Annotated in this window: 18 protein-coding genes; 12 read left to right on the top strand and 6 right to left on the bottom strand. The window is 57.1% G+C overall.

The features are described from left to right. Position 1 precedes the first annotated feature (1 nt). From mreD to ACWJ62_RS03500, 3 genes are read right to left on the bottom strand one after another with little or no spacing between them, the layout of a single operon-like run. Positions 2-478 (bottom strand): rod shape-determining protein MreD, encoded by a 477-nt coding sequence (gene mreD / locus ACWJ62_RS03510; RefSeq protein ID WP_449284940.1) that lies wholly within the window; start codon positions 476-478, stop codon positions 2-4. Next, entirely contained in the window at positions 478-1,374 is an 897-nt protein-coding gene (mreC, locus tag ACWJ62_RS03505; RefSeq protein WP_449285347.1) for a rod shape-determining protein MreC, read from the bottom strand. Before mreC ends, mreD begins: the two co-directional genes overlap by 1 nt. Before the next feature lie 29 nt (positions 1,375-1,403). Then, complete coding sequence (locus ACWJ62_RS03500; RefSeq protein ID WP_008170134.1) at positions 1,404-2,444, bottom strand: rod shape-determining protein; 1,041 nt, start codon at positions 2,442-2,444, stop codon at positions 1,404-1,406. Positions 2,445-2,818: 374 nt separating this feature from the next. Between ACWJ62_RS03500 and gatC the strand changes: the two genes are divergently transcribed. Genes gatC through gatB form a run of 3 tightly spaced genes read left to right on the top strand, consistent with a single transcriptional unit; the run spans position 2,819 to position 6,048 of the window. Then, complete coding sequence (gene gatC / locus ACWJ62_RS03495; RefSeq protein ID WP_449284939.1) at positions 2,819-3,106, top strand: Asp-tRNA(Asn)/Glu-tRNA(Gln) amidotransferase subunit GatC; 288 nt, start codon at positions 2,819-2,821, stop codon at positions 3,104-3,106. Between the two features lie 11 nt (positions 3,107-3,117). Further along, on the top strand, positions 3,118-4,575 hold the full coding sequence (gatA, locus tag ACWJ62_RS03490) for an Asp-tRNA(Asn)/Glu-tRNA(Gln) amidotransferase subunit GatA (RefSeq protein WP_449284938.1): 1,458 nt from the start codon (positions 3,118-3,120) through the stop codon (positions 4,573-4,575). A 21-nt stretch (positions 4,576-4,596) separates the two neighbouring features. Continuing rightward, the gene (gene gatB, locus ACWJ62_RS03485; RefSeq protein ID WP_449284937.1) at positions 4,597-6,048 is read left to right on the top strand and encodes an Asp-tRNA(Asn)/Glu-tRNA(Gln) amidotransferase subunit GatB; all 1,452 of its coding nucleotides are present in this window, start codon (positions 4,597-4,599) and stop codon (positions 6,046-6,048) included. Positions 6,049-6,201: 153 nt separating this feature from the next. Here gatB and rimO read toward each other — a convergent pair whose 3' ends face one another. After that, positions 6,202-7,548 carry a 30S ribosomal protein S12 methylthiotransferase RimO gene (rimO, locus tag ACWJ62_RS03480; RefSeq protein ID WP_449284936.1) on the bottom strand — a complete coding sequence of 449 codons (1,347 nt, stop codon included), beginning with the start codon at positions 7,546-7,548 and terminating at the stop codon, positions 6,202-6,204. Between the two features lie 315 nt (positions 7,549-7,863). Between rimO and ACWJ62_RS03475 the strand changes: the two genes are divergently transcribed. The 4 genes from ACWJ62_RS03475 (at position 7,864) to ACWJ62_RS03460 (ending at position 12,426) form a co-directional block, all read left to right on the top strand. Continuing rightward, positions 7,864-8,274: a PilZ domain-containing protein gene (locus tag ACWJ62_RS03475; RefSeq protein ID WP_449285346.1), complete on the top strand. Its 411-nt coding sequence runs from the start codon at positions 7,864-7,866 to the stop codon at positions 8,272-8,274. A 160-nt stretch (positions 8,275-8,434) separates the two neighbouring features. After that, positions 8,435-9,343 carry a sulfate adenylyltransferase subunit CysD gene (gene cysD / locus ACWJ62_RS03470; RefSeq protein ID WP_014577758.1) on the top strand — a complete coding sequence of 303 codons (909 nt, stop codon included), beginning with the start codon at positions 8,435-8,437 and terminating at the stop codon, positions 9,341-9,343. Position 9,344: 1 nt separating this feature from the next. Continuing rightward, entirely contained in the window at positions 9,345-11,003 is a 1,659-nt protein-coding gene (cysN, locus tag ACWJ62_RS03465) for a sulfate adenylyltransferase subunit CysN (RefSeq protein WP_449284935.1), read from the top strand. A gap of 406 nt (positions 11,004-11,409) precedes the next feature. Beyond that, on the top strand, positions 11,410-12,426 hold the full coding sequence (locus ACWJ62_RS03460) for a nucleoid-associated protein (protein WP_449284934.1): 1,017 nt from the start codon (positions 11,410-11,412) through the stop codon (positions 12,424-12,426). Here ACWJ62_RS03460 and trmH read toward each other — a convergent pair. Then, positions 12,362-13,144, bottom strand: coding sequence for a tRNA (guanosine(18)-2'-O)-methyltransferase TrmH (gene trmH / locus ACWJ62_RS03455; protein WP_449284933.1), 783 nt, complete (start codon positions 13,142-13,144; stop codon positions 12,362-12,364). The two genes, ACWJ62_RS03460 and trmH, sit on opposite strands and share 65 nt — an antisense overlap. Positions 13,145-13,472: 328 nt before the next feature. Between trmH and miaB the strand changes: the two genes are divergently transcribed. The 5 genes from miaB (at position 13,473) to lnt (ending at position 19,158) form a co-directional block, all read left to right on the top strand. After that, positions 13,473-14,819, top strand: coding sequence for a tRNA (N6-isopentenyl adenosine(37)-C2)-methylthiotransferase MiaB (gene miaB, locus ACWJ62_RS03450; RefSeq protein ID WP_449284932.1), 1,347 nt, complete (start codon positions 13,473-13,475; stop codon positions 14,817-14,819). A 491-nt stretch (positions 14,820-15,310) separates the two neighbouring features. Then, positions 15,311-16,294 (top strand): PhoH family protein, encoded by a 984-nt coding sequence (locus ACWJ62_RS03445; RefSeq protein WP_449284931.1) that lies wholly within the window; start codon positions 15,311-15,313, stop codon positions 16,292-16,294. Beyond that, the gene (ybeY, locus tag ACWJ62_RS03440; protein WP_449284930.1) at positions 16,291-16,764 is read left to right on the top strand and encodes an rRNA maturation RNase YbeY; all 474 of its coding nucleotides are present in this window, start codon (positions 16,291-16,293) and stop codon (positions 16,762-16,764) included. The genes ACWJ62_RS03445 and ybeY overlap by 4 nt, the downstream gene beginning before the upstream one ends. Next, a complete protein-coding gene (locus tag ACWJ62_RS03435; RefSeq protein WP_449284929.1) occupies positions 16,761-17,606 on the top strand; it encodes an HlyC/CorC family transporter in 846 nt (281 codons plus the stop codon). Before ybeY ends, ACWJ62_RS03435 begins: the two co-directional genes overlap by 4 nt. After that, on the top strand, positions 17,596-19,158 hold the full coding sequence (gene lnt, locus ACWJ62_RS03430) for an apolipoprotein N-acyltransferase (protein ID WP_449284928.1): 1,563 nt from the start codon (positions 17,596-17,598) through the stop codon (positions 19,156-19,158). The genes ACWJ62_RS03435 and lnt overlap by 11 nt, the downstream gene beginning before the upstream one ends. Here the strand turns inward: lnt and ACWJ62_RS03425 are convergent. Then, on the bottom strand, positions 19,127-19,675 hold the full coding sequence (locus ACWJ62_RS03425) for a zinc ribbon-containing protein (RefSeq protein WP_104320207.1): 549 nt from the start codon (positions 19,673-19,675) through the stop codon (positions 19,127-19,129). The genes lnt and ACWJ62_RS03425 overlap by 32 nt on opposite strands. Between the last annotated feature and the right edge of the window lie 124 nt (positions 19,676-19,799).

The raw sequence follows: 19,799 nt of genomic DNA, 5'->3' as shown, positions 1-19,799 counted from the left end.
GCTAACCCAGTTTGCGGTTAATGTTGTCCAGGAGAATACAGAATATGGGCCATACCAGCGCGCTGGTCAGGGCCGGCCAGAGGTAGCTGAATCCGGCGTCATCGGCGCCCAGCAACTGCTTCACAAAATGCACCAGCATCTGATTAATCCCCAACAACAGGAACACCATCAGGCACTGCTGGGGCATTGGATACATGCGCAAACGCTGATGGATAGTAAGCACCAGGAAGGCGATCAACGCCATGGCCATGGCATTCACGCCGAGAGGCGTGGCTTCCAGCACATCCAGAAGCAGGCCCAGGCACCAGGCCAGCAGGATACCGAACTGGGCCGGTGCCCGGAACGTCCAGTAGAAAACCACCAATCCCAGCCACTCCGGGCGGAACTCGAACCAGTCCACCGGAAACAGGGAAATACTGAACACCAGGGCAACGATCACGGAAAGCACGAAGACCGGATAGCTGATTACCGATAACATCAGTCCTGCCCTCCCTGGCTGGCATCTTCGGCGACGTTGGCAGCGGACGCGCCCTCAGCCTCGTCGGTTTCGATCGGAGCGGCATTCTCCGGAGGGAACACCACCAGCACCAGACGGCTCTGGTTCAGTTGGGCCTTGGGTGTGGCTTCAATGGAGACAAACGGTTCGCCCGGCTCCTTGGAAATCCGGCTGACTTCCGCGACCGGATAGCCCCTCGGAAAACGGCCCCCCAGACCAGAACTGACCAGCAGATCGCCCTCTCGAATATCCGCCGTGTCCGGCACGTGAACGAGATCCAGTGTATTGGTGTCGCCGGTACCCAGCAGGATGGCGCGCAAACCGTTACGCACAACCTCCACCGGGACGGCGTGACTGCTGTCGGAGACCAGCAAGACGCGGGAGGTAATCTGGCTGCTCTGCACCACCTGGCCCATCAGACCATGGGCATCCAGAATGGCCTGGCCCGGCGACAAGCCGTCACTGCGACCCTTATTGATAATGACCTCATGGGAAAAGGGATCCGGAGAGACACCGACCACCTCGCCAACGATAACGCGGTCATCCAGTACCTCTGACGAGTTCATCAGGCGGCGCAGTTCGTTATTCTCGGAAGCGAGGGCGGCGTATTTCAGGGCGCGACGTTCGAGGATCAGCAAACGGGCCCTGAGATCTTCATTCTCTTCCTGAAGATCCTGTTTGTTTTCAAATAGCCCGGCGAACCAGTCGGAGAATTCGTAGGGCGCATTGCCCAGCCAGTACACTGGCGCCAGACCGGTTGCAATGGTACTTCGCACGGTTGAGAGCTTGTCGAAACGCGCATCGGCAACCACCAGGGCTGCCGATACGAGAAGAACGATGAGGAGTCTGAAGCCGGGAACAGGCCCCTGGACGAAGATGGTTTTAATGGCGAGCCCTCCCCACAGGATTATCCCTCCTGGGAGAACATTCCGATGCCACCCCGATCAATCACTTCCAGCGCCTTGCCGCCGCCACGGGCAACACAGGTCAGCGGGTCTTCAGCGATAATCACCGGCAGGCCGGTTTCCTCGCTGATCAGCTTGTCTAGCCCGCGCAACAGGGCGCCGCCGCCAGTCAGAACGATACCACGCTCGGCAATGTCGGATGCCAGCTCGGGCGGCGACTGCTCGAGAGCGCTCTTGACGGTCTGAACGATCTGCGCCAGAGATTCCTGCAGCGCGTCGAGAATTTCTTCGCTGTTGAGGGTGAATGCCCGGGGCACACCTTCGGCAAGATTGCGACCGCGAACATCGATCTCGCGGATTTCGAGACCTTCGTAGGCACAGCCAATTTCGTGCTTGATACGCTCGGCGGTAGAGTCACCGATCAGGCTGCCGTAGTTGCGGCGAACGTAGGTAACAATGGCTTCGTCGAACTTGTCACCGCCCACCCGCACAGACTCTGCGTAGACGATGCCGTTCAGGGAAATAATGGCAATTTCGGTGGTACCACCGCCAATGTCCACGATCATGGAGCCGCTGGCTTCTTCGACCGGCAGACCGGCACCGATGGCGGCTGCCATGGGTTCTTCAATCAGGAACACTTCCCGGGCGCCTGCACCAAGAGCGGATTCGCGAATGGCTTTCCGCTCTACCTGGGTAGACTTGCTGGGCACACACACCAGTACTCTCGGGCTCGGAGTAATGAAGCTGTTTTCATGCACCTTATGAATAAAGTGCTGGAGCATTTTCTCGGTTACAACAAAGTCTGCAATCACGCCGTCTTTCATGGGGCGGATGGCAGTGATATTGCCCGGCGTACGGCCGAGCATGCGTTTGGCTTCTGCGCCAACAGCGGCAACCATTTTCTGGGAGTTGTTGGTGCGAATGGCCACTACCGAGGGCTCGTTCAGCACGATTCCGCGCTCACGCACGTAGATCAGGGTGTTGGCGGTGCCCAGGTCGATGGACAGATCGCTGGAGAAGATGCCTCGGAGTCTTTTTATCAACATTCGTGTAGTTTCAACCTGAGAGTTGCAGTCGCAAAGAAAAGATGCGGCAACTTTAGCAGTGAGCACCCCTGCAGGCAAGGCGCTAACGGGCCTCAAGCCTTACGGTTCACACATTTACCTTATGGGCTGGGGCCTCCCGCCATTGTTCGAATCTGTTACCATACTCGCTTTGGTTTTCTGGCCTTGGTGAAGGGCCATTCGGGGAATCCTTTTCAAAACACGCTACGAGCACATCCATGTGGGCTTGTTTCGGGCCATCCATGGCCCTCTACAGTTTTGAAAAGGATTCCCCGAACGGCCCCCAAGCTCAGGATTGGCCCGCTTTTTCAAAAGATTTATTACCGACATTTCATTTATCTGGGAGGCAATGCGTGACCATTTCCCGTGACGACATTGAGAAAGTCGCTGTGCTCGCCCGCATTCGTGTGGATGACGAGCAGGTTTCGGCTCTGGAGAAGGATCTGGGCAACATTCTGGATCTGGTGGATCAGCTGGGTGCCGCCGACACCGATTCGGTTGAGCCCATGGCCCACCCGTTGAATGCAGTCCAGCGCCTGCGCGCTGACGAGGTCACCGAGACCAATCAGCGGGAAGCGTTCCAGGCGATTGCGCCGGCTACCGAGAACGGGCTTTATCTGGTTCCCCGAGTGATTGAGTGAAAGGACACGTCATGCATAACAAATCCGTAGCAGAGCTTTCCCGGGACCTCGATAGCGGCCAGGTCTCCAGCGTGGAGCTGACCCAGGAGTTCCTCGACCGCATCAAGCGGGAAGATTCGAAGTACAACAGCTTTATTACCGTGACCGAAGAGCAGGCGCTGGCCGATGCCCGCGTGGCGGATGAGCAGCGGGCGGCTGGGAATGCGACACCCTGGACGGGCGTTCCTTTCGCGCACAAGGACATTTTCTGCACCAACGGCGTTCGCACTACTTGCGGCTCGAAGATGCTGGAAAACTTTGTACCCCCTTACGATGCGACTATAACTGCGAATTTCCGAGAGGCAGGTGCGGTGTGTCTGGGCAAGACCAACATGGATGAGTTCGCCATGGGGTCGTCCAACGAGAACAGTTATTTTGGCGCAGTGACCAACCCTTGGGGCCTGAGTGAAGGCAATAAGCGGGTGCCAGGCGGTTCATCGGGCGGGTCGGCTGCGGCGGTTGCGGCTCGACTGATTCCTGCGGCTACCGCCACGGATACTGGTGGCTCGATCCGTCAGCCGGCGGCGCTGTGTGGTGTTACTGGCCTGAAGCCCACTTATGGCCGGGTGTCCCGGTACGGGATGATTGCCTTTGCGTCCAGTCTCGACCAGGGCGGCACCATGGCTCGCACAGCAGAAGACAATGCGCTGATGCTGAATGTGATGGCCGGTTTTGATCCGAAGGACTCGACGTCCATTGACCGCGAGGTGCCGGATTACACGGCCACTCTGAACGAGCCCCTTAAAGGTCTGAAGATCGGCCTGCCGAGGGAGTATTTCAGCGATCAGCTAAGCCCGGCGATGGAGCAGCAGGTTCGCAACGCGGTAAAGGAATACGAGAAACTGGGCGCCACGGTTAAAGAGGTATCGCTGCCAAACGCGAAGCTCGCAATTGCTGCCTACTATGTAATTGCTCCAGCAGAGGCATCCGCCAACCTGTCCCGTTTTGACGGGGTTCGCTATGGCTACCGCTGCGAGGATCCCAAGGACCTGATGGATCTTTACACCCGCTCCCGCGCGGAAGGTTTTGGCGCAGAGGTGAAGCGTAGGATTCTCGTGGGCACCTACGCTCTCTCCGCCGGCTATTTCGATGCCTATTACCTCAAGGCCCAGAAAGTTCGGCGGCTGATCCAGCAGGATTTCATCAATGCCTTCAAGGAAGTGGATGTGCTGATGAGCCCCACCACGCCCTCGCCTGCGTTTATTCAGGGTGAAAAAACCAGCGATCCTGTGACCATGTACCTCGAGGATGTGTTCACTATCGCCATCAACCTGGCGGGCGTTCCGGCCATGTCTGTACCGGCCGGTTTCGTGGACGGTCTCCCGGTGGGTCTGCAGATCATTGGGGATTATTTCTCCGAGGCCCGTTTGCTAAACGCCGCCCATCAATTCCAGCAGGTGACCGACTGGCACCAGCGTGAACCGCAATAAGCCCGGGACAGGAGAAAGACTATGCAGTGGGACATTGTGATCGGGCTGGAAATTCACGTTCAGCTCGCCACCAAGACCAAGATTTTTTCAGGCTCCAGCACCGCTTACGGCGCAGAGCCCAATACGCAGGCCAACGCCGTTGACCTGGCCATGCCTGGCACCCTGCCGGTGCCCAACGAGCAGGCTTTCCGCTATGCGGTCATGTTTGGTCTGGCAGTGAATGCCGAGATCGAGCGCCGTTCGGTGTTCGAGCGGAAGAACTATTTCTACCCGGATCTGCCCAAGGGCTACCAGACCACCCAGCTGGAGCGTCCTATTGTCGGCCCCGGTTATGTCGATATCGATCTGCCGAGCGGTGAAACCAAGCGTGTGCGCATCCATCACGCCCACCTGGAAGAAGATGCCGGCAAATCCCTGCACGAGGATTTCCATGGCATGACAGGCGTGGACCTCAACCGGGCGGGCACACCGCTGATCGAAGTGGTCACCGAGCCCGACATGAACAACTCGGAAGAAGCGGTGGCATTCGCGAAGAAGCTTCACGGCATTGTGACTTCGCTGGGCGTCTGCGATGGCGATATGTCTCAGGGCTCCATGCGTTTCGACGTGAATATTTCATTGAAGCCGAAGGGCTCCGACACTCTCGGCACACGTACCGAAACCAAGAACCTGAACTCCTTCCGCTTCATGGAACAGGCCATTGCCCACGAAGTCGAGCGCCAGATGGACATTCTGGAAGACGGCGGCAAGATTGTTCAGGAAACCCGCCTGTACAACGGCGACCGCGACGAATCCCGCTCCATGCGCACCAAGGAAGAAGCCAACGACTACCGCTACTTCCCTTGCCCCGACCTGCTGCCGGTGGAAATCGATGATTCCTTTATCGAGGAAGCCCGCAACAGCCTTCCTGAGCTGCCGGATGCGCGTAAGGCGAGGTTCATGGACCAGTACGGCCTGAACGACTACGACGCCGGATTGCTGACTGGTGATTCCAGACTGGCAGCCTTCTTTGAAGCTGCTGCTGAGCGCGGCAAAGACGCCAAGCTGGCATCCAACTGGGTTCAGGGTGAATTTTCTGCACGGCTCAACGCAGAAGAGAAGACCGTTGCCGACTCGCCAATTTCGGGAGCCCAGCTGGGCGACCTGGTCGTACGGATTGCCGACAACACGATTTCGTCTGCCGGAGCCAAGAAGGTGTTCGAGGCGCTTTGGTCAGGTGAAAACGACAGTGTGGACGCGATTATCGACGCCAAGGGTCTGAAGCAGGTGTCTGATACCGGCGCCCTGGAGGCGATGGTCGACGAGGTTCTGGCCGGCATGCCGGATCAGGTGGCCCAGTACCAGAATGAAGAGGATCCGAAAAAGCGCAAGAAGATGCTTGGCGGCTTCATGGGGCCTTTGATGAAAGCCTCCAAGGGCCAGGGGAATCCGAAGCTTTTCAACGAAATTCTTGTGAAGAAGCTTGGGGGTTAACCCGCTGGCTCCGGGTCGTGGCGTTTTGCTACGGCCCTAGCCTGTCTGGACTGTAGACTGTAGGTCGGCCTAGCGAAGCGTAAGCCGACATCTTTGGGAGGCACACCCCGCCAAGGCCCACCCCCACATTCAGAAGCTAGTTGCCCAAGCCGATCAAACAAGCCGAGCCCAAAGATCATGCTCGTCGGCGTGTTCAACAACGGCCTGAACGATTTCGCCTGGAACAAGGTCGGTTTCATCATTGAGATAAACCATACCATCGATCTCCGGCGCATCCGCCTTGGAGCGACCAATTGCGCCTTCCTCGTCGACCTCATCAATCAGCACATCGATCGTCTGACCGATTTTGGCCTGCAGGCGGGCTGCGGAGATCTTTGCCTGTTTTTCCATGAAACGGGCCAGGCGCTCTTCTTTGACTTCCTCGGGAACCGCACCTTCCAGTTCGTTGGCTTTAGCACCCTCCACCGGGCTGTATTTGAACGCGCCAACACGATCCAGTTGAGCCTCGTCGAGCCAGTCCAGCAGGTACTGGAAGTCTTCCTCGGTTTCACCGGGGAAGCCGACGATGAAGGTCGAACGAATGGTGAGCTCGGGGCAGATTTCCCGCCATTTGCGGATGCGCTCCAGGGTTTTGCTGTCGTGGGCCGGGCGCTTCATGGCCTTTAGTACCTTCGGGCTGGCGTGCTGGAACGGGATGTCCAGGTACGGCAGGATTTTTCCCTCGGCCATCAGCGGAATAATGTTGTCCACATGGGGATACGGATAAACGTAGTGTAGGCGCACCCACACGCCCATTTCGCCAAGCGCTTCGCACAGTGACTGCATCTTGGTCTTGAGCGGTCGCCCCTGCCAGAAGCCGGTGCGGTATTTGGTGTCGACGCCGTAGGCGGAGGTATCCTGGGAGATGACCAACAGCTCCTTCACACCGGCATCCACCAGGCGCTGGGCTTCGTCCATTACATCGCCAATGGGCCGACTGACCAGATCACCGCGCATGGAGGGGATGATGCAGAAGGTGCAGCGATGATTACAGCCCTCGGAGATCTTGAGGTAGGCGTAGTGCCGCGGGGTCAGTTTGATTCCCTGCGGCGGAACCAGATCGGTGAACGGATCGTGCTGTTTTTTCTGCGGAACGAACTGGTGAACCGCGCCGACCACTTCTTCATAGGCGTGCGGGCCGGAAACCGCCAGAACACCGGGGTGAGTATCGCGAATCTTGTCGGCCTCCACACCCATACAACCGGTAACGATCACCTTGCCGTTTTCGCTGATAGCCTCACCGATCGCGTCCAGCGACTCCTGTTTGGCGGCATCGATAAAACCGCAGGTGTTGACCACAACGATGTCGGCGTCGTCATAGGTCGGGACAACATCGTAGCCGTCCAGCCTGAGCTGCGTGAGAATGCGCTCAGAGTCGACGAGAGCCTTGGGACAACCGAGGCTGATGAAACCGACTTTGCCGTTACCGGACGATGCGGGGATCTGGGTGTTATCTGTCATAGAAGGCTTGGAATTCCCGGAGCTCAGCGCGAGCCCACAAATGAGTGAAGGGCGATATTTTACACCAGCTCAGGGACCGCCTGCAGCAAAAGTCCGACGAGTATTGGAACGGATGGAAACTGACGGACGTCAAAATTTGTGACGTCTTGTTCAGAAAGATTTAACAAATCTGCCACTATAGGCGGCAGGCTTCTTGCTGATCACAAAGTAAACAACTACACTTTCATTCGCTTATCATGCGTTTAAGTGTTTCTCTGGAAGGGATTTATGGGAAAGGCAGCATCATTCGCAACCAGACACGCCAGAAGAGTCAACATGAAACCTGTCGCCGCCAAATTGAATTTGCGCAACCAACAGCGAGTGGACGTAGCCACCGACATTACTATTGAGAAATCGGACGGTTGCTGCCTGACCTGCTCGGTATCCAATCTCTCCCGCACGGGCGTGATGATTTCCTGCAATCAGGAAACGGTGAAGCAGCTCATTCCCGAGCAAAAAGCCCCGGCTCCAGGACACTGGATTTCCGTGAAGACGCGATTTGCCGTACCGGTCGTTGCAACGCAACCGGTTTCCATTATTGCCGACGGCAACATCGTTCACATGCGGCGCATTGCAAGGGATGAATTTCAGCTCGGCATCCAGTTCGCAGAGTTTGAAGGCAACGGCTTCGATTACGTCGACCGCTACGTTGCCAAACTGCTGGCCGACTCCCGCAATCCGGTCTGAGCTCTACCTGCCGGCTGACGAACGCCCAAGGCCCACCACTGCTATATTGTTATAACGCCAATGTCTAGTTGGCCGTCTTCTTATGCCCTTACCCCCTCTGGTATAGTTGCCGTATTCATTCGCACAGCCAAAACGGCCCGCACGGCGGCAACGGATTATCATGACCACATACAATCTCACGCACCTGAAACAGCTGGAAGCGGAAAGCATCCACATCATCCGGGAAGTGGCAGCCGAGTTCGACAATCCGGTAATGCTGTACTCCATCGGCAAGGACTCCGCGGTAATGCTCCACCTGGCCCTGAAGGCCTTTTATCCGGGTAAGCCACCCTTTCCGTTGATGCACATTGATACCACCTGGAAATTCCGGGACATGATCAAGTTCAGAGACAATGTCGCTGAAAAGTTTGGTCTTGACCTGATTGTGCACACCAACCAGGAGGGCGTGGATCAGGGAATCGGGCCGTTTACTCACGGCAGCGCGAAACATACCGATGTCATGAAGACCCAGGCCCTGAAACAGGCACTCGACAAGTACAAGTTTGACGCAGCCTTCGGCGGTGCCCGTCGAGACGAGGAAAAATCACGGGCCAAGGAACGCGTGTATTCGTTTCGGGATGAGTACCATCGCTGGGACCCCAAAAATCAGCGTCCCGAGTTGTGGAACATCTACAACGGCAAGATCAACAAGGGCGAGAGTATCCGGGTGTTTCCGCTGTCCAACTGGACGGAACTGGATATCTGGCAATACATCTACCTTGAGAACATCGACATCGTTCCGCTCTATTATGCCGCCGAACGTCCGGTCGTTGAGCGCGATGGCACCCTGATCATGGTGGACGACGACCGCATGCCATTGAAGGAAGGCGAGAAACCGATGATGAAATCGGTTCGCTTCCGGACCCTGGGCTGCTACCCGCTGACGGGCGCCATCGAATCCGAAGCCAACACGCTTCCGGATATTATCCAGGAAATGCTGCTGGCAAAGAGCTCCGAGCGCCAGGGTCGGGTAATCGATCACGATTCAGCCGGCTCCATGGAACAGAAAAAGCGGGAAGGGTATTTCTAAGATGTCACACCAGTCTGATCTGATTGCAGAAGATATTCAGGCCTACCTGAAGCAGCACGAAAACAAGGAACTCCTGCGCCTGCTCACCTGTGGCAGCGTGGACGACGGCAAGAGCACCCTGATCGGCCGCCTGCTCCACGACACCAAGATGATCTACGAAGATCACATGGCCAGCCTGAAAACCGACAGCGCCAAAATGGGAACAACGGGCGAGAAACTCGACCTTGCCCTTTTGGTCGACGGACTGCAGGCGGAGCGCGAACAGGGCATCACAATCGATGTGGCCTACCGGTACTTCTCCACCGACAAGCGCAAGTTCATCATCGCTGACACCCCGGGCCATGAACAGTACACCCGCAACATGGCCACCGGCGCATCTACCGCCCAGGTCGCGATCCTGATGATCGACGCCCGCCACGGTGTGCTGACCCAGACCCGTCGGCATTCCTATATCGCTTCCCTTCTTGGTATCCGCCATATTGTCGTGGCGGTGAACAAGATGGATCTGGTGGATTTCAGCGAAGAACGCTTCAACGAAATCAAAGACGATTATCTGGCGTTTGCCGCCAAGCTGGGCCTGAAAGATATCCGTTTTGTACCGCTGTCCGCCCTGGAAGGCGACAACGTGGTGAACAAGAGCGAGAACACGCCCTGGTTCACCGGCCAGCCGTTGATGGAAATCCTGGAGACTGTAGAAGTAGGCCGGGACAAGAACCTGGAGCACTTCCGCTTTCCGGTTCAGTATGTGACCCGACCGAACCTCAATTTCCGGGGCTTCTGCGGCACCATCGCCTCCGGCGTGATCCGCCCGGGCGAACAAGTGATGGCCCTGCCCTCGCGGCGCACCAGCACTGTCAAAGGAGTCGTCACGTTCGATGGCAACCTGGAAGAGGCCTACATTGACCAGGCGGTTACGCTCACGTTGACCGACGAAATCGACATCAGCCGCGGCGATATGCTGGTCAAAGTCGAGGACGAGCCGGAAGTGGGCAACCGCTTCAATGCCAATATCGTCTGGATGACCGATGCACCCCTGGAAACCGGCCGCCTGTATGACATCAAGCTGGGACCGACCTTTACCTCCGGTACGGTGAAAAAGATTCACCACCAGACCGACGTGAACACCCTCGACCAGCAGGCCAATCCGAGCCAGCTCCAGCTCAACGAAATTGGCCTGTGTGAGCTGACGCTGAACCAGCCGATCGCCTTCGATGCCTACCAGCGCAACCATGCCACCGGCAGCTTCATCGTTATCGACCGGCTGTCCAACGTCACCATCGGTGCAGGCATGGTGGCTGGTTTGGCCGATTCTGGCGAATCTCTCGACCCCGTTTCGGTCGAAGAACGCGAACGCCGACTGGCCCAGAAACCAGCCATTATTGCCTGTAATGGCCGTCAGGCACCGGCACTGGCACTCGCTGTTGAGCGTGCCCTGTTCGACCAGGGCAAGACCGCGGTTGTGGTCACCGAAGAAAACGCCGGCGATGCTGACGAACGCCGCCGCGTTGCCCAGCTTCTGACCTCCCACGGCCTGGTTGCCATTGCCGTTAACCTCGGCACTGATATCGCCAACGCGGCAACAACCGCCGACAGCGAGCAGGAGATTCCTGAGGCTGTGAGCAAGCTTGTTCAGGAGTTGATTCGCAGTAAGCGGGTCTAAGCTTTGAACTGACTGGAGATATCCCTACTTCGGTGGCTGGCGCCGGGGTGGGGGTATCTTTTTCTTTGTGAAAAGCAACTCGCTTCGCTCAGACATCTTTTCCCGGCAGAAAAAGATACCCCCACCCCGTCGCCGACATACCTTGGTGTTAATTCCCAAAACCAAAGTACGGTAAACCACCGGTTCTTTTTTGGCGGACCACTGAAAGGCCCGTGGACGTGGGGTAGGTTATTCTTTTTCTCTAGAAAAAAGATGTCTGAGCGAAGCGAGTTGTTTTTTCGTAAGAAAAAGAATGACCTGCCCTGCGGCCCTCCCGCAAACCTTCAGGCTACCAATGAATCCGCCACCAAATCGTGGCAGAATCCCGCCTCTCTGAGTTAATCGAAACAACGAACAGGAGCCAACAATGGCCATCAAACACCTCCGCACTGCCTTCGCCAGCCAGTACCAGCCGGGTCAGCCTGCCCGCCTTGTGACCGGTGAGGCCCTGCAGGAGCCCGGTGGCGATTACGAAGGCCTGCACAAGCAGATGAAGCGGCTGTTCAACAGCAAGCCCGGCAAGAAATACGGCCGGTTTTCCGAAGACCTGGGCGAGTGCCCGTTCAGCGCCTGGCTGAAAGACTACCTTGAAGACAAGCAAACCTTTGGTGCCATGACCGACCGCCTGTTCGGACAGTGGCAGGAACTGCTGACCGGCAGCCAGGAAGAATTCGATGGTCATTTGATGATCGTCCACGATGCCCTGGCAGACGCCGAAGTGGTTTACCTGTTTATTCTGGAAACCGACAGCGCCATGCGTTTCGATGGCAACCAGTCACTGGATGCCACCGACGTCCTCAGCCTTTCCCGTTTGAACCTGGCCGTTCGCATCGAGCTGGACGACTGGCGCAGCAACAACGCGGCTGAAAACTATCTGACACTGGTTCACGGCCGTGGCACCGGGGAGCCCGGAGAGCTGTTTATCCGTTTGTGCGGATTTACCAATCAGGTGGATGTGGAAAAGGAAACCATGACCTTCCTGGATGCGGTAGAAGCTTTCGCCAAGTCCTCGGAGCCAGAGAAAGCCGGCGAGGTTCGCAACAAGGCTTATGAGTTTTGCAAGGAGCAACATGCCCTGGGAGAGCCGGTGGAAATCGAGGCGCTGTCGGGCTATCTAGACGAAAGCGAGCCGCAGCGGTTCAAGGAGTTTGCGTCGAAAACCGCCGAACTGCCGGAAAGCGGCGTGCTGCATCCGGATCATCGCAAGGTGAAGAAGCTGGTGCGTATTGCCGGCTCCGGGGGTGGCATGAGCGTGTCGTTTTCTTCCGACCTGGTGAATCAGGCGGTTTACTATGACCGTGACAAAGATGCTCTGACGATTACCCGGCTTCCCAAGGCTTTGCGGGAGCAGCTTCAGCGGTATCTTGAGGCTCGCGAGGAATGACATTTCCCGGGTCATCCCACCTGGGGCGATTGGCCCGCAGCTTTCGGACTTCCTGCATCCAACCCACCCCATCGATCAGTTCCCCGGTTTCAGGGTCGATTGGCGGGTAAGGCAGATTGCGGTCGTCGCAGTAGCGTTTGACTGTTGGTTGGCACCAGCGGAATAAAAGGCGGTTGTATTCGTCATCCGGCAATCGGCGCAGATCGAACATACCGGCCAGTTTTCTCTGCCTCTGGGCTTCGGACAGGATAATCGCGCAGGCAGAGGAAACGTTGAGCGACTCCACCATGCCCATCATCGGGATCACGATGTGTTCGTCGGCCTGGGCCGCGGCGTCGGCGCTGACGCCATCCACTTCGTTACCCAGGATTATCGTGCACGGCAGGGTGTAATCCACATCCCGGAAATCAATGGCCCGGTCGGATAGCTGTGCGGCGTATAGCTTGTGGCCCTGCCCTTTCAGCGCGGAAACCGCTTCTTCCATGCTCCGGTGGGTGTGGGTGGTGACCCAGTTGTAGCTGCCTCCGGCGGTTTTCCGGAAAGCCCGAAATCCTTCCTTGGGCCAGACCACGTGCATGTTGGCCAAGCCGAAAGCATCGCAGGAGCGAATGATGGCGGAGAGGTTCCGGGGCTTGTGAACCTGGTCGGTGAGGACGCTCAGATCCGGTTGCCGGGTGTTCAGGGTTTGTTTGATCCGGGAGAGGCGTTCGGGGGTCATTTTGGTGTTTGGGTATTAGGTTGAAGGATTTATCGTGAGGCTCGTGGAAGCGATTGGGGAGGAGCTTTCCAAAAACGTGGAGCGCCAGGGATGGCGCGACCGAGCCCTACAGGGACGTATTTACGGGCGTTTTTTGGAAAGCTCCTCCCCAATCGATTCAGCCCCGAAACCATAAGCCACAAATAATACCACAAGCGGACTAGCAACTAGCCGAGACAAAGGTGGTTGAAGTTTAAGCACCCCGTTATAATACGCAGTTACTTTTTGCTGGCGCCTCGTTTCAAACATCCAGTTCCCGGCGCAACATCCATCAGATTACGTGAGACCCATGGCCAAAAAGCTGTACATCAAAACCCACGGCTGTCAGATGAACGAGTACGATTCTGCCCGCATGGCAGACCTGCTCAAAACTGGTGAAACCGTCGAAATGACCGATTCACCCGACGACGCCGACATCCTGCTGCTGAACACCTGCTCCATTCGGGAAAAAGCCCAGGAGAAGGTGTTCCACCAGCTTGGCCGCTGGAAAAAGCTGAAAAGCAAAAAGCCGGAAATGATCATCGGTGTGGGTGGCTGTGTGGCTTCCCAGGAAGGCCAGGCTATCATTGACCGCGCACCTTACGTGGACATGGTCTTCGGCCCGCAAACCCTGCATCGCCTGCCGGACATGATCACCGAAGTGCGCGCAAAGGGTAACGGCGTTGGCGTTGTGGATGTCAGCTTCCCGGAAATTGAGAAATTCGACAACCTGCCCGAACCCGGCGCAGACGGACCCTCGGCGTTCGTTTCGATCATGGAGGGCTGCAGCAAGTACTGTACATTCTGTGTGGTGCCCTACACCCGCGGGGAAGAAGTCAGCCGACCAGCCGACGACGTGATCGCCGAAGTGGCCCACCTGGCCGGCCAGGGTGTTCGTGAAGTGAATCTCCTGGGCCAGAACGTGAACGCTTACCGGGGCGAAACCCACGACGGCGACACTATGGACCTGGCGGAGCTGATCGAACTGATCGCAACCATCGAAGGCATCGACAGGATCCGTTACACAACGTCGCATCCGGTGGAATTCTCAGATGCCCTGATTGATGTGTACGAGCGGGTTCCTGAGCTGGTAAGCCACCTGCACCTGCCTGTCCAGAGCGGTTCGGACCGGATCCTGGCGGCTATGAAGCGAGGCCACACGGCGCTGGAATACAAATCCAAACTCCGCCGGCTCCGCAAGATCCGCCCGGATATCAGTTTCTCGTCAGACTTCATCATCGGTTTCCCGGGTGAAACCGAGAAGGACTTTGAAGACACCATGAAGTTGATCAATGACATTGGCTTCGACATGTCCTTCAGCTTCGTCTACAGCGCCCGGCCCGGAACACCAGCATCGGACCTGCCGGACGATACACCGATGGATATCAAGAAACAGCGCCTGAGCATCCTGCAGGATCGCCTGAACCAGAACGTGATGGACATCAGCCGTAAGATGGTTGGTAGCACCCAGCGGATTCTGGTGACTGGCCTGTCCAAGAAAGACCCTGGTGAGTATGCGGGGCGTACCGAAAACAACCGGATTGTGAATTTCCGGCATGAGAATCCGGAGGTTGTTGGGCACTTTATTGATGTCGATATTGTGGAGGCCTATCCCAATTCTCTTCGCGGGGTGCCTGTGAGCTCGGAGTTGTTTTAGGCCTGGTTTCGTATTCGTCTGAGGCTTGGTGTAGGGAGAGTGATGCGGCTCCCCTCCCAAAAACCGCTACGAGCACATCCATGTGCGCTTGGCGTCGGCCATCCTTGGCCGCCGACATTTTTGGGAGGGGAGCCCCACCACTCTCCGGCGGCTGCACAGCCGTCTGCCTGAGCAAGCTTCGCATTCGTGAGTTTGATTAGTTCGTAGATTGGATTAGACGAAGCCCTAATCCAACAACATGGCTAGAGCGAGGAAATCTGTCGGATTACGCCCCCGGCTAATCCGACCTACTTGTTTTTTGACATTCGGACCTGCACATAGACTGATCAGGGCGAGGGCCGGAAGGTGTTTCCAAAAACGTGGAGCGCCAGGGATGGCGCGACCGAGCCCTACAGGGACGTATTTACGGGCGCTTTTTGGAAACACCTTCCGGCCCTCGCCCGTTTCACCAACATCAGATACTCGTTCTCCCAAACCAAAACGGAGCACTTTTGAACGCCAACGATCACAGACAATTTGACCTGCACCCGGTGGACCAGCGCCGGCTGGCGACGCTTTGTGGCCAGTTTGATGAAAACCTTAAGATGATTGAAAAGCGCCTGCATGTGAAAGTCGGCAGGCGTGGCCATCATTTCAGGGTTGAGGGTGAGACCGAGCATGTGGCGGCGGCCGTTGAGGTTATCCGGCATCTTTATCGGGAGACCGAGGCCACCGACGACCTTCCTCCGGATACCGTGCATCTCTTTATCCGGGAAACCGGTTTTGAACGCCTGCCCGAAGACGTGCCCTACGATGGCGCCGTGACGGTTATCAAGACGCCCAAACTGCAGGCCAAGCCGCGGGGTGCCAACCAGCAGAAGTATGTTCATAACATCCGCACCCACGATATCAACTTCGGGATCGGGCCGGCGGGCACCGGCAAGACCTGGTTGGCAGTGGCCTGTGCCGTTGAGGCCCTGAAAGACGAGCAGGTGAAGCGGATTTTGCTGGTTCGACCAGCGGTCGAGGCCGGCGAGAAGCTTGGCTTTCTTCCCGGCGACCTCGCGCAAAAGGTGGATCCGTACCTTCGCCCGCTGTATGACGCGCTGTATGAAATGCTTGGGTTTGACCATGTCACCAGGCTTATCGAGAAAAGCGTGATCGAGATTGCGCCGCTGGCGTTCATGCGGGGCCGTACGCTGAACAACTCGTTCATCATTCTGGACGAAAGCCAGAACACCACCCGGGAGCAGATGAAGATGTTCCTGACCCGGATCGGTTTCGGCTCCACTGCGGTGATCACCGGTGACACCACCCAGGTGGACCTGCCCCGTGGCCAGAATTCCGGGCTGATTCATGCCGCAAGTGTTCTGAGCAAGGTGCCGGGGATCGGGTTTACCCGGTTCGAAGCAAAAGACGTTGTTCGTCACCCGCTGGTCCAGCGCATTGTTGAAGCCTACGATTCCTTTGACGACGGGAGTGCAACCGGCCAGTGAACAAGCTGACTGTGGATCTTCAGCAGGTTTTTGAGGCGCCGGGGGTACCCGATGAGGCGCAGGTTCAACAATGGGCGCAACTTGCCTGGCAGGGCGAGGATCCGTCCGAGGTGACGGTCCGTATTGTCGGAACCGAAGAAAGCCAGGTCCTGAATCACCAGTACCGGGGGCGGGACTATCCGACCAACGTGTTGTCCTTCCCATTTGAGGCGCCAGCCGGTATAACGGTGCCATTGGCCGGAGATCTGGTGATTTGTGCACCGGTTGTCGAGAAAGAGGCCACGGAACAGGACAAAACCCTGGTCGCCCACTGGGCGCACATGGTGGTGCACGGCATGTTGCATCTCCAGGGTTTTGATCATATTGAAGACGAAGATGCCGAGGTCATGGAAGCCCTCGAAGTCCGGCTGCTTGCGCAGCTCGGATTCGGCAATCCCTACGAAGCAGAGGAAACGGAACAAGACTCATGAGCGACGATCAGTCGAGTCGCAGTCAGGGCGGCAAGTCCTGGCTGGAACGTATATCCCAGGCCTTCTCCAGCGGGCCTGAGTCCGTTGAGGACGTGCTGGAAATCCTGCGGGACGCCGAGTCCCAGAACATCATCGATGTTGATGCCATGAGCATTATCGAAGGTGCCATGCAGGTGATCGACATGCGGGTGGATGAGATCATGATTCCCCGCTCACAGATGGTCACCGTCAAGGCATCCCAGGAGCCCAAGGAGTTCCTGGGCGAAATCATGGATTCTGCACATAGTCGGTTCCCGGTCATCGGGGACAGCCAGGACGACGTGATTGGCGTTCTTCTGGCCAAAGACCTTCTTCCCCTGGCCCTGAACAACGACCTCAATTGGAACCGTATCCGGGAAATTCTGCGCCCGCCCACCTTCGTACCCGAGAGCAAGCGTCTGAACCAGCTACTCAAGGAGTTCAAGGAAAACCGTAACCACATGGCGATTGTGGTAGACGAATACGGTGGTACGGCCGGCCTGATCACCATTGAAGACGTGCTGGAACAGATTGTGGGCGAAATCGAAGATGAGCACGATTTTGATGAAGAGACCCACATCAAGGCCCGGGGCGATGGCAGCCACGCCGTAAAAGCGGTAACACCCATTGACGATTTTAATGAGTTCTTCGAGACCGAACTGGACGAAGAGGAATTCGACACCATCGGTGGCGTGGTTCTCAAGGAATTCGGACACCTGCCCAGACGGGGCGAATCGGTTGAATTCGGCGGTTTGCGCTTTACCATTGCCAACGCCGATAACCGTGTAATCCGTCTGCTGCAGGTAACCCGAAGTGAACAGTGACGCGAAAAATACCAGAGCGTTAAAGACCCCTCTTTCCTCAAACGCATTACTTGGCGCGGCAACTCTTCTGGTTGCCGGCGCCATGCAAACCCTGACCTTTTCACCGTTCAACCTCTGGTGGCTGGGGCCGGTTTCAGTTCTTCTTATTCTCCTCGTGACGGTTCCTCTGGCTCCGGAGAAACTCTTCCGGGCAGGTTGGCTTACTGGCCTGGGGCTGTTCGGCAGCGGCGCCAGCTGGGTCTACGTCAGTATCAGCGAACACGGTAATACCGCAATTCCGATTGCCGTATTGTTGACGGTTCTTTTTGTTGCAGGGCTGGCGCTGTTCCACGGTCTGGCGTTCTGGTTCTGGGGCAAGCTTGCCAAGGAGAGCCCGGCCAGGCGTCTCATGTTATTTCCCGCTATCTGGATACTTGGCGACTGGCTTCGGGGCTGGCTGCTTACCGGTTTTCCCTGGCTGTATCTGGGCACAGCACACACGGACGGCCCGCTCGCCGGGCTGGCACCTCTGACCGGCGTGCATGGCATCACTTTCTGGATAACAGCCACAGGGGCCGCACTCTACGGGAGTTGGTGGCTCCTGAAACACGCCAAGCCGGTCGCTGCAGGCGTCACTCTTGCTGTGGCGCTGATTCCCTGGCTGATTGCCCCGGCCATTAACCGTGTCGAGTGGACGGAGCTAAACGAGGAGCCTACCTCGTTTGCCGCCATGCAGGGCAATATTCCCCAGCAGATCAAATGGGATCCCGAGTTCCTGAAGGATCAGATCGTCACCTACCTCGGCATGACCGAGGATCACTGGGATACGGATCTGATCCTATGGCCCGAGACCGCCATTCCGATCCCCCAGGACCAGGCTGGCAAGATCATTGATCACATCAGTGAACAGCTGGGCGACAACAGTACGCTGATTACCGGAATACCCTGGTACGGCTTCAGCGACCGTATTGAAGATTTCACGTTTCACAACAGCATCATGGCCATCGGCAATGGCGAAGGGATCTACCACAAGCAGAAGCTCGTGCCTTTCGGCGAGTACGTGCCACTGCAAAGCGTGTTGCGGGGGCTGATTGGTTTCTTCGATTTGCCCATGAGCGATTTCAGCCGGGGACCGGCGTGGCAGGACCCACTCAAGGCCAATGGCGTCAATGTGATGCCATTCATTTGCTACGAGGTCGCCTACCCGGATTTTGTCGCCTTCAACGCCCGGGGCGCGGGCCTGCTACTGACCATCAGCAACGATGGCTGGTTCGGCGACTCCATTGGCCCGTTGCAGCACCTGCAGATTGCCAGAATGCGGGCACTGGAGACAGGTCGCTACATGCTCCGCGGCACCAACAATGGCGTCACCGCGATCATTAACAACCGGGGCCAGCTGACCGAAACCATCCCCCATTTTGAGCGCGCCACCCTGACTGGCGAGGTATTCACCGCCACCGGCAGCACGCCTTACATGCAGACTGGCTCCTGGCCCGTACTGACCCTGGCGGTCATTTTGATTGTCTTTGTCCGGGAGCGGGTCATTCCTCCTGTTTCGGCCAGCGGCTCGTAACCCGCTCGTAGTAGTGGGAGCCGCAGGCTTCACAGGGTTCCAGGTGGCTGGTGGCTGTCAGGCAGCGCATATGCCCGCAGTTCAGACACTGGAACATACCTGCAGTGGCCACCTCGCCTGAGATGTACTGGCCCACTTCCTTGTTTTCCAGTTTCTGTTTGAGTTCCAGGAAGTCGACGACGGTTTTATCAGCCACCGAGAACAAACTGTCCGCCAACTGGTGTTCCAGCAGCGCGATATCAAGCTGCAACCATTCGCTCAGGCCCTCACCGGTCTCCTCGACAAAATGCAGCAGGTGTTCAAGATCCCGCTGCAGATAAGCCCCGAGAAGATTTGCCTCATCCCGGGTCATTTCCTCCAGTTCGTACTCGAACTCCACCGCTTTCTGGACCTCTTCTTCGAGGTTCTGGAGCGATGTTTCTTCCAGATCATGGAGACGCGTTTTTACCCGTTCCAGCATACGATCATAGACTTCCAATGCCTTGCCTGAGAGATGACTTCTTTCTGGTTGTGTCATATCGACTCCTTGATTACCGCAGTTGGGTGCAAGATCTCCGCCAGAACCTTCCCCATAGCTGTAAGTCTGGCACAAGAACAGAAAATTGGCAGACTACCTGTAAAGGCTAGTGTGCGTTAGAATG

This window comes from Marinobacter sp. PE14 (assembly GCF_053566155.1).
Note: the sequence above shows the minus strand (reverse complement) of the source record. Positions and strands in the feature narration are given on the sequence as shown.

Excerpts from the sequence above, each read along its gene's own strand:
- mreD (WP_449284940.1), bottom strand. The coding sequence starts at position 478 with ATGTTATCGGTAATCAGCTATCCGGTCTTCGTGCTTTCCGTGATCGTT.
- gatA (WP_449284938.1), top strand. The coding sequence starts at position 3,118 with ATGCATAACAAATCCGTAGCAGAGCTTTCCCGGGACCTCGATAGCGGC.
- gatB (WP_449284937.1), top strand. The coding sequence starts at position 4,597 with ATGCAGTGGGACATTGTGATCGGGCTGGAAATTCACGTTCAGCTCGCC.
- rimO (WP_449284936.1), bottom strand. The coding sequence starts at position 7,548 with ATGACAGATAACACCCAGATCCCCGCATCGTCCGGTAACGGCAAAGTC.
- ACWJ62_RS03475 (WP_449285346.1), top strand. The coding sequence starts at position 7,864 with ATGAAACCTGTCGCCGCCAAATTGAATTTGCGCAACCAACAGCGAGTG.
- cysD (WP_014577758.1), top strand. The coding sequence starts at position 8,435 with ATGACCACATACAATCTCACGCACCTGAAACAGCTGGAAGCGGAAAGC.
- cysN (WP_449284935.1), top strand. The coding sequence starts at position 9,345 with ATGTCACACCAGTCTGATCTGATTGCAGAAGATATTCAGGCCTACCTG.
- ACWJ62_RS03460 (WP_449284934.1), top strand. The coding sequence starts at position 11,410 with ATGGCCATCAAACACCTCCGCACTGCCTTCGCCAGCCAGTACCAGCCG.
- trmH (WP_449284933.1), bottom strand. The coding sequence starts at position 13,144 with ATGACCCCCGAACGCCTCTCCCGGATCAAACAAACCCTGAACACCCGG.
- miaB (WP_449284932.1), top strand. The coding sequence starts at position 13,473 with ATGGCCAAAAAGCTGTACATCAAAACCCACGGCTGTCAGATGAACGAG.
- ACWJ62_RS03435 (WP_449284929.1), top strand. The coding sequence starts at position 16,761 with ATGAGCGACGATCAGTCGAGTCGCAGTCAGGGCGGCAAGTCCTGGCTG.
- ACWJ62_RS03425 (WP_104320207.1), bottom strand. The coding sequence starts at position 19,675 with ATGACACAACCAGAAAGAAGTCATCTCTCAGGCAAGGCATTGGAAGTC.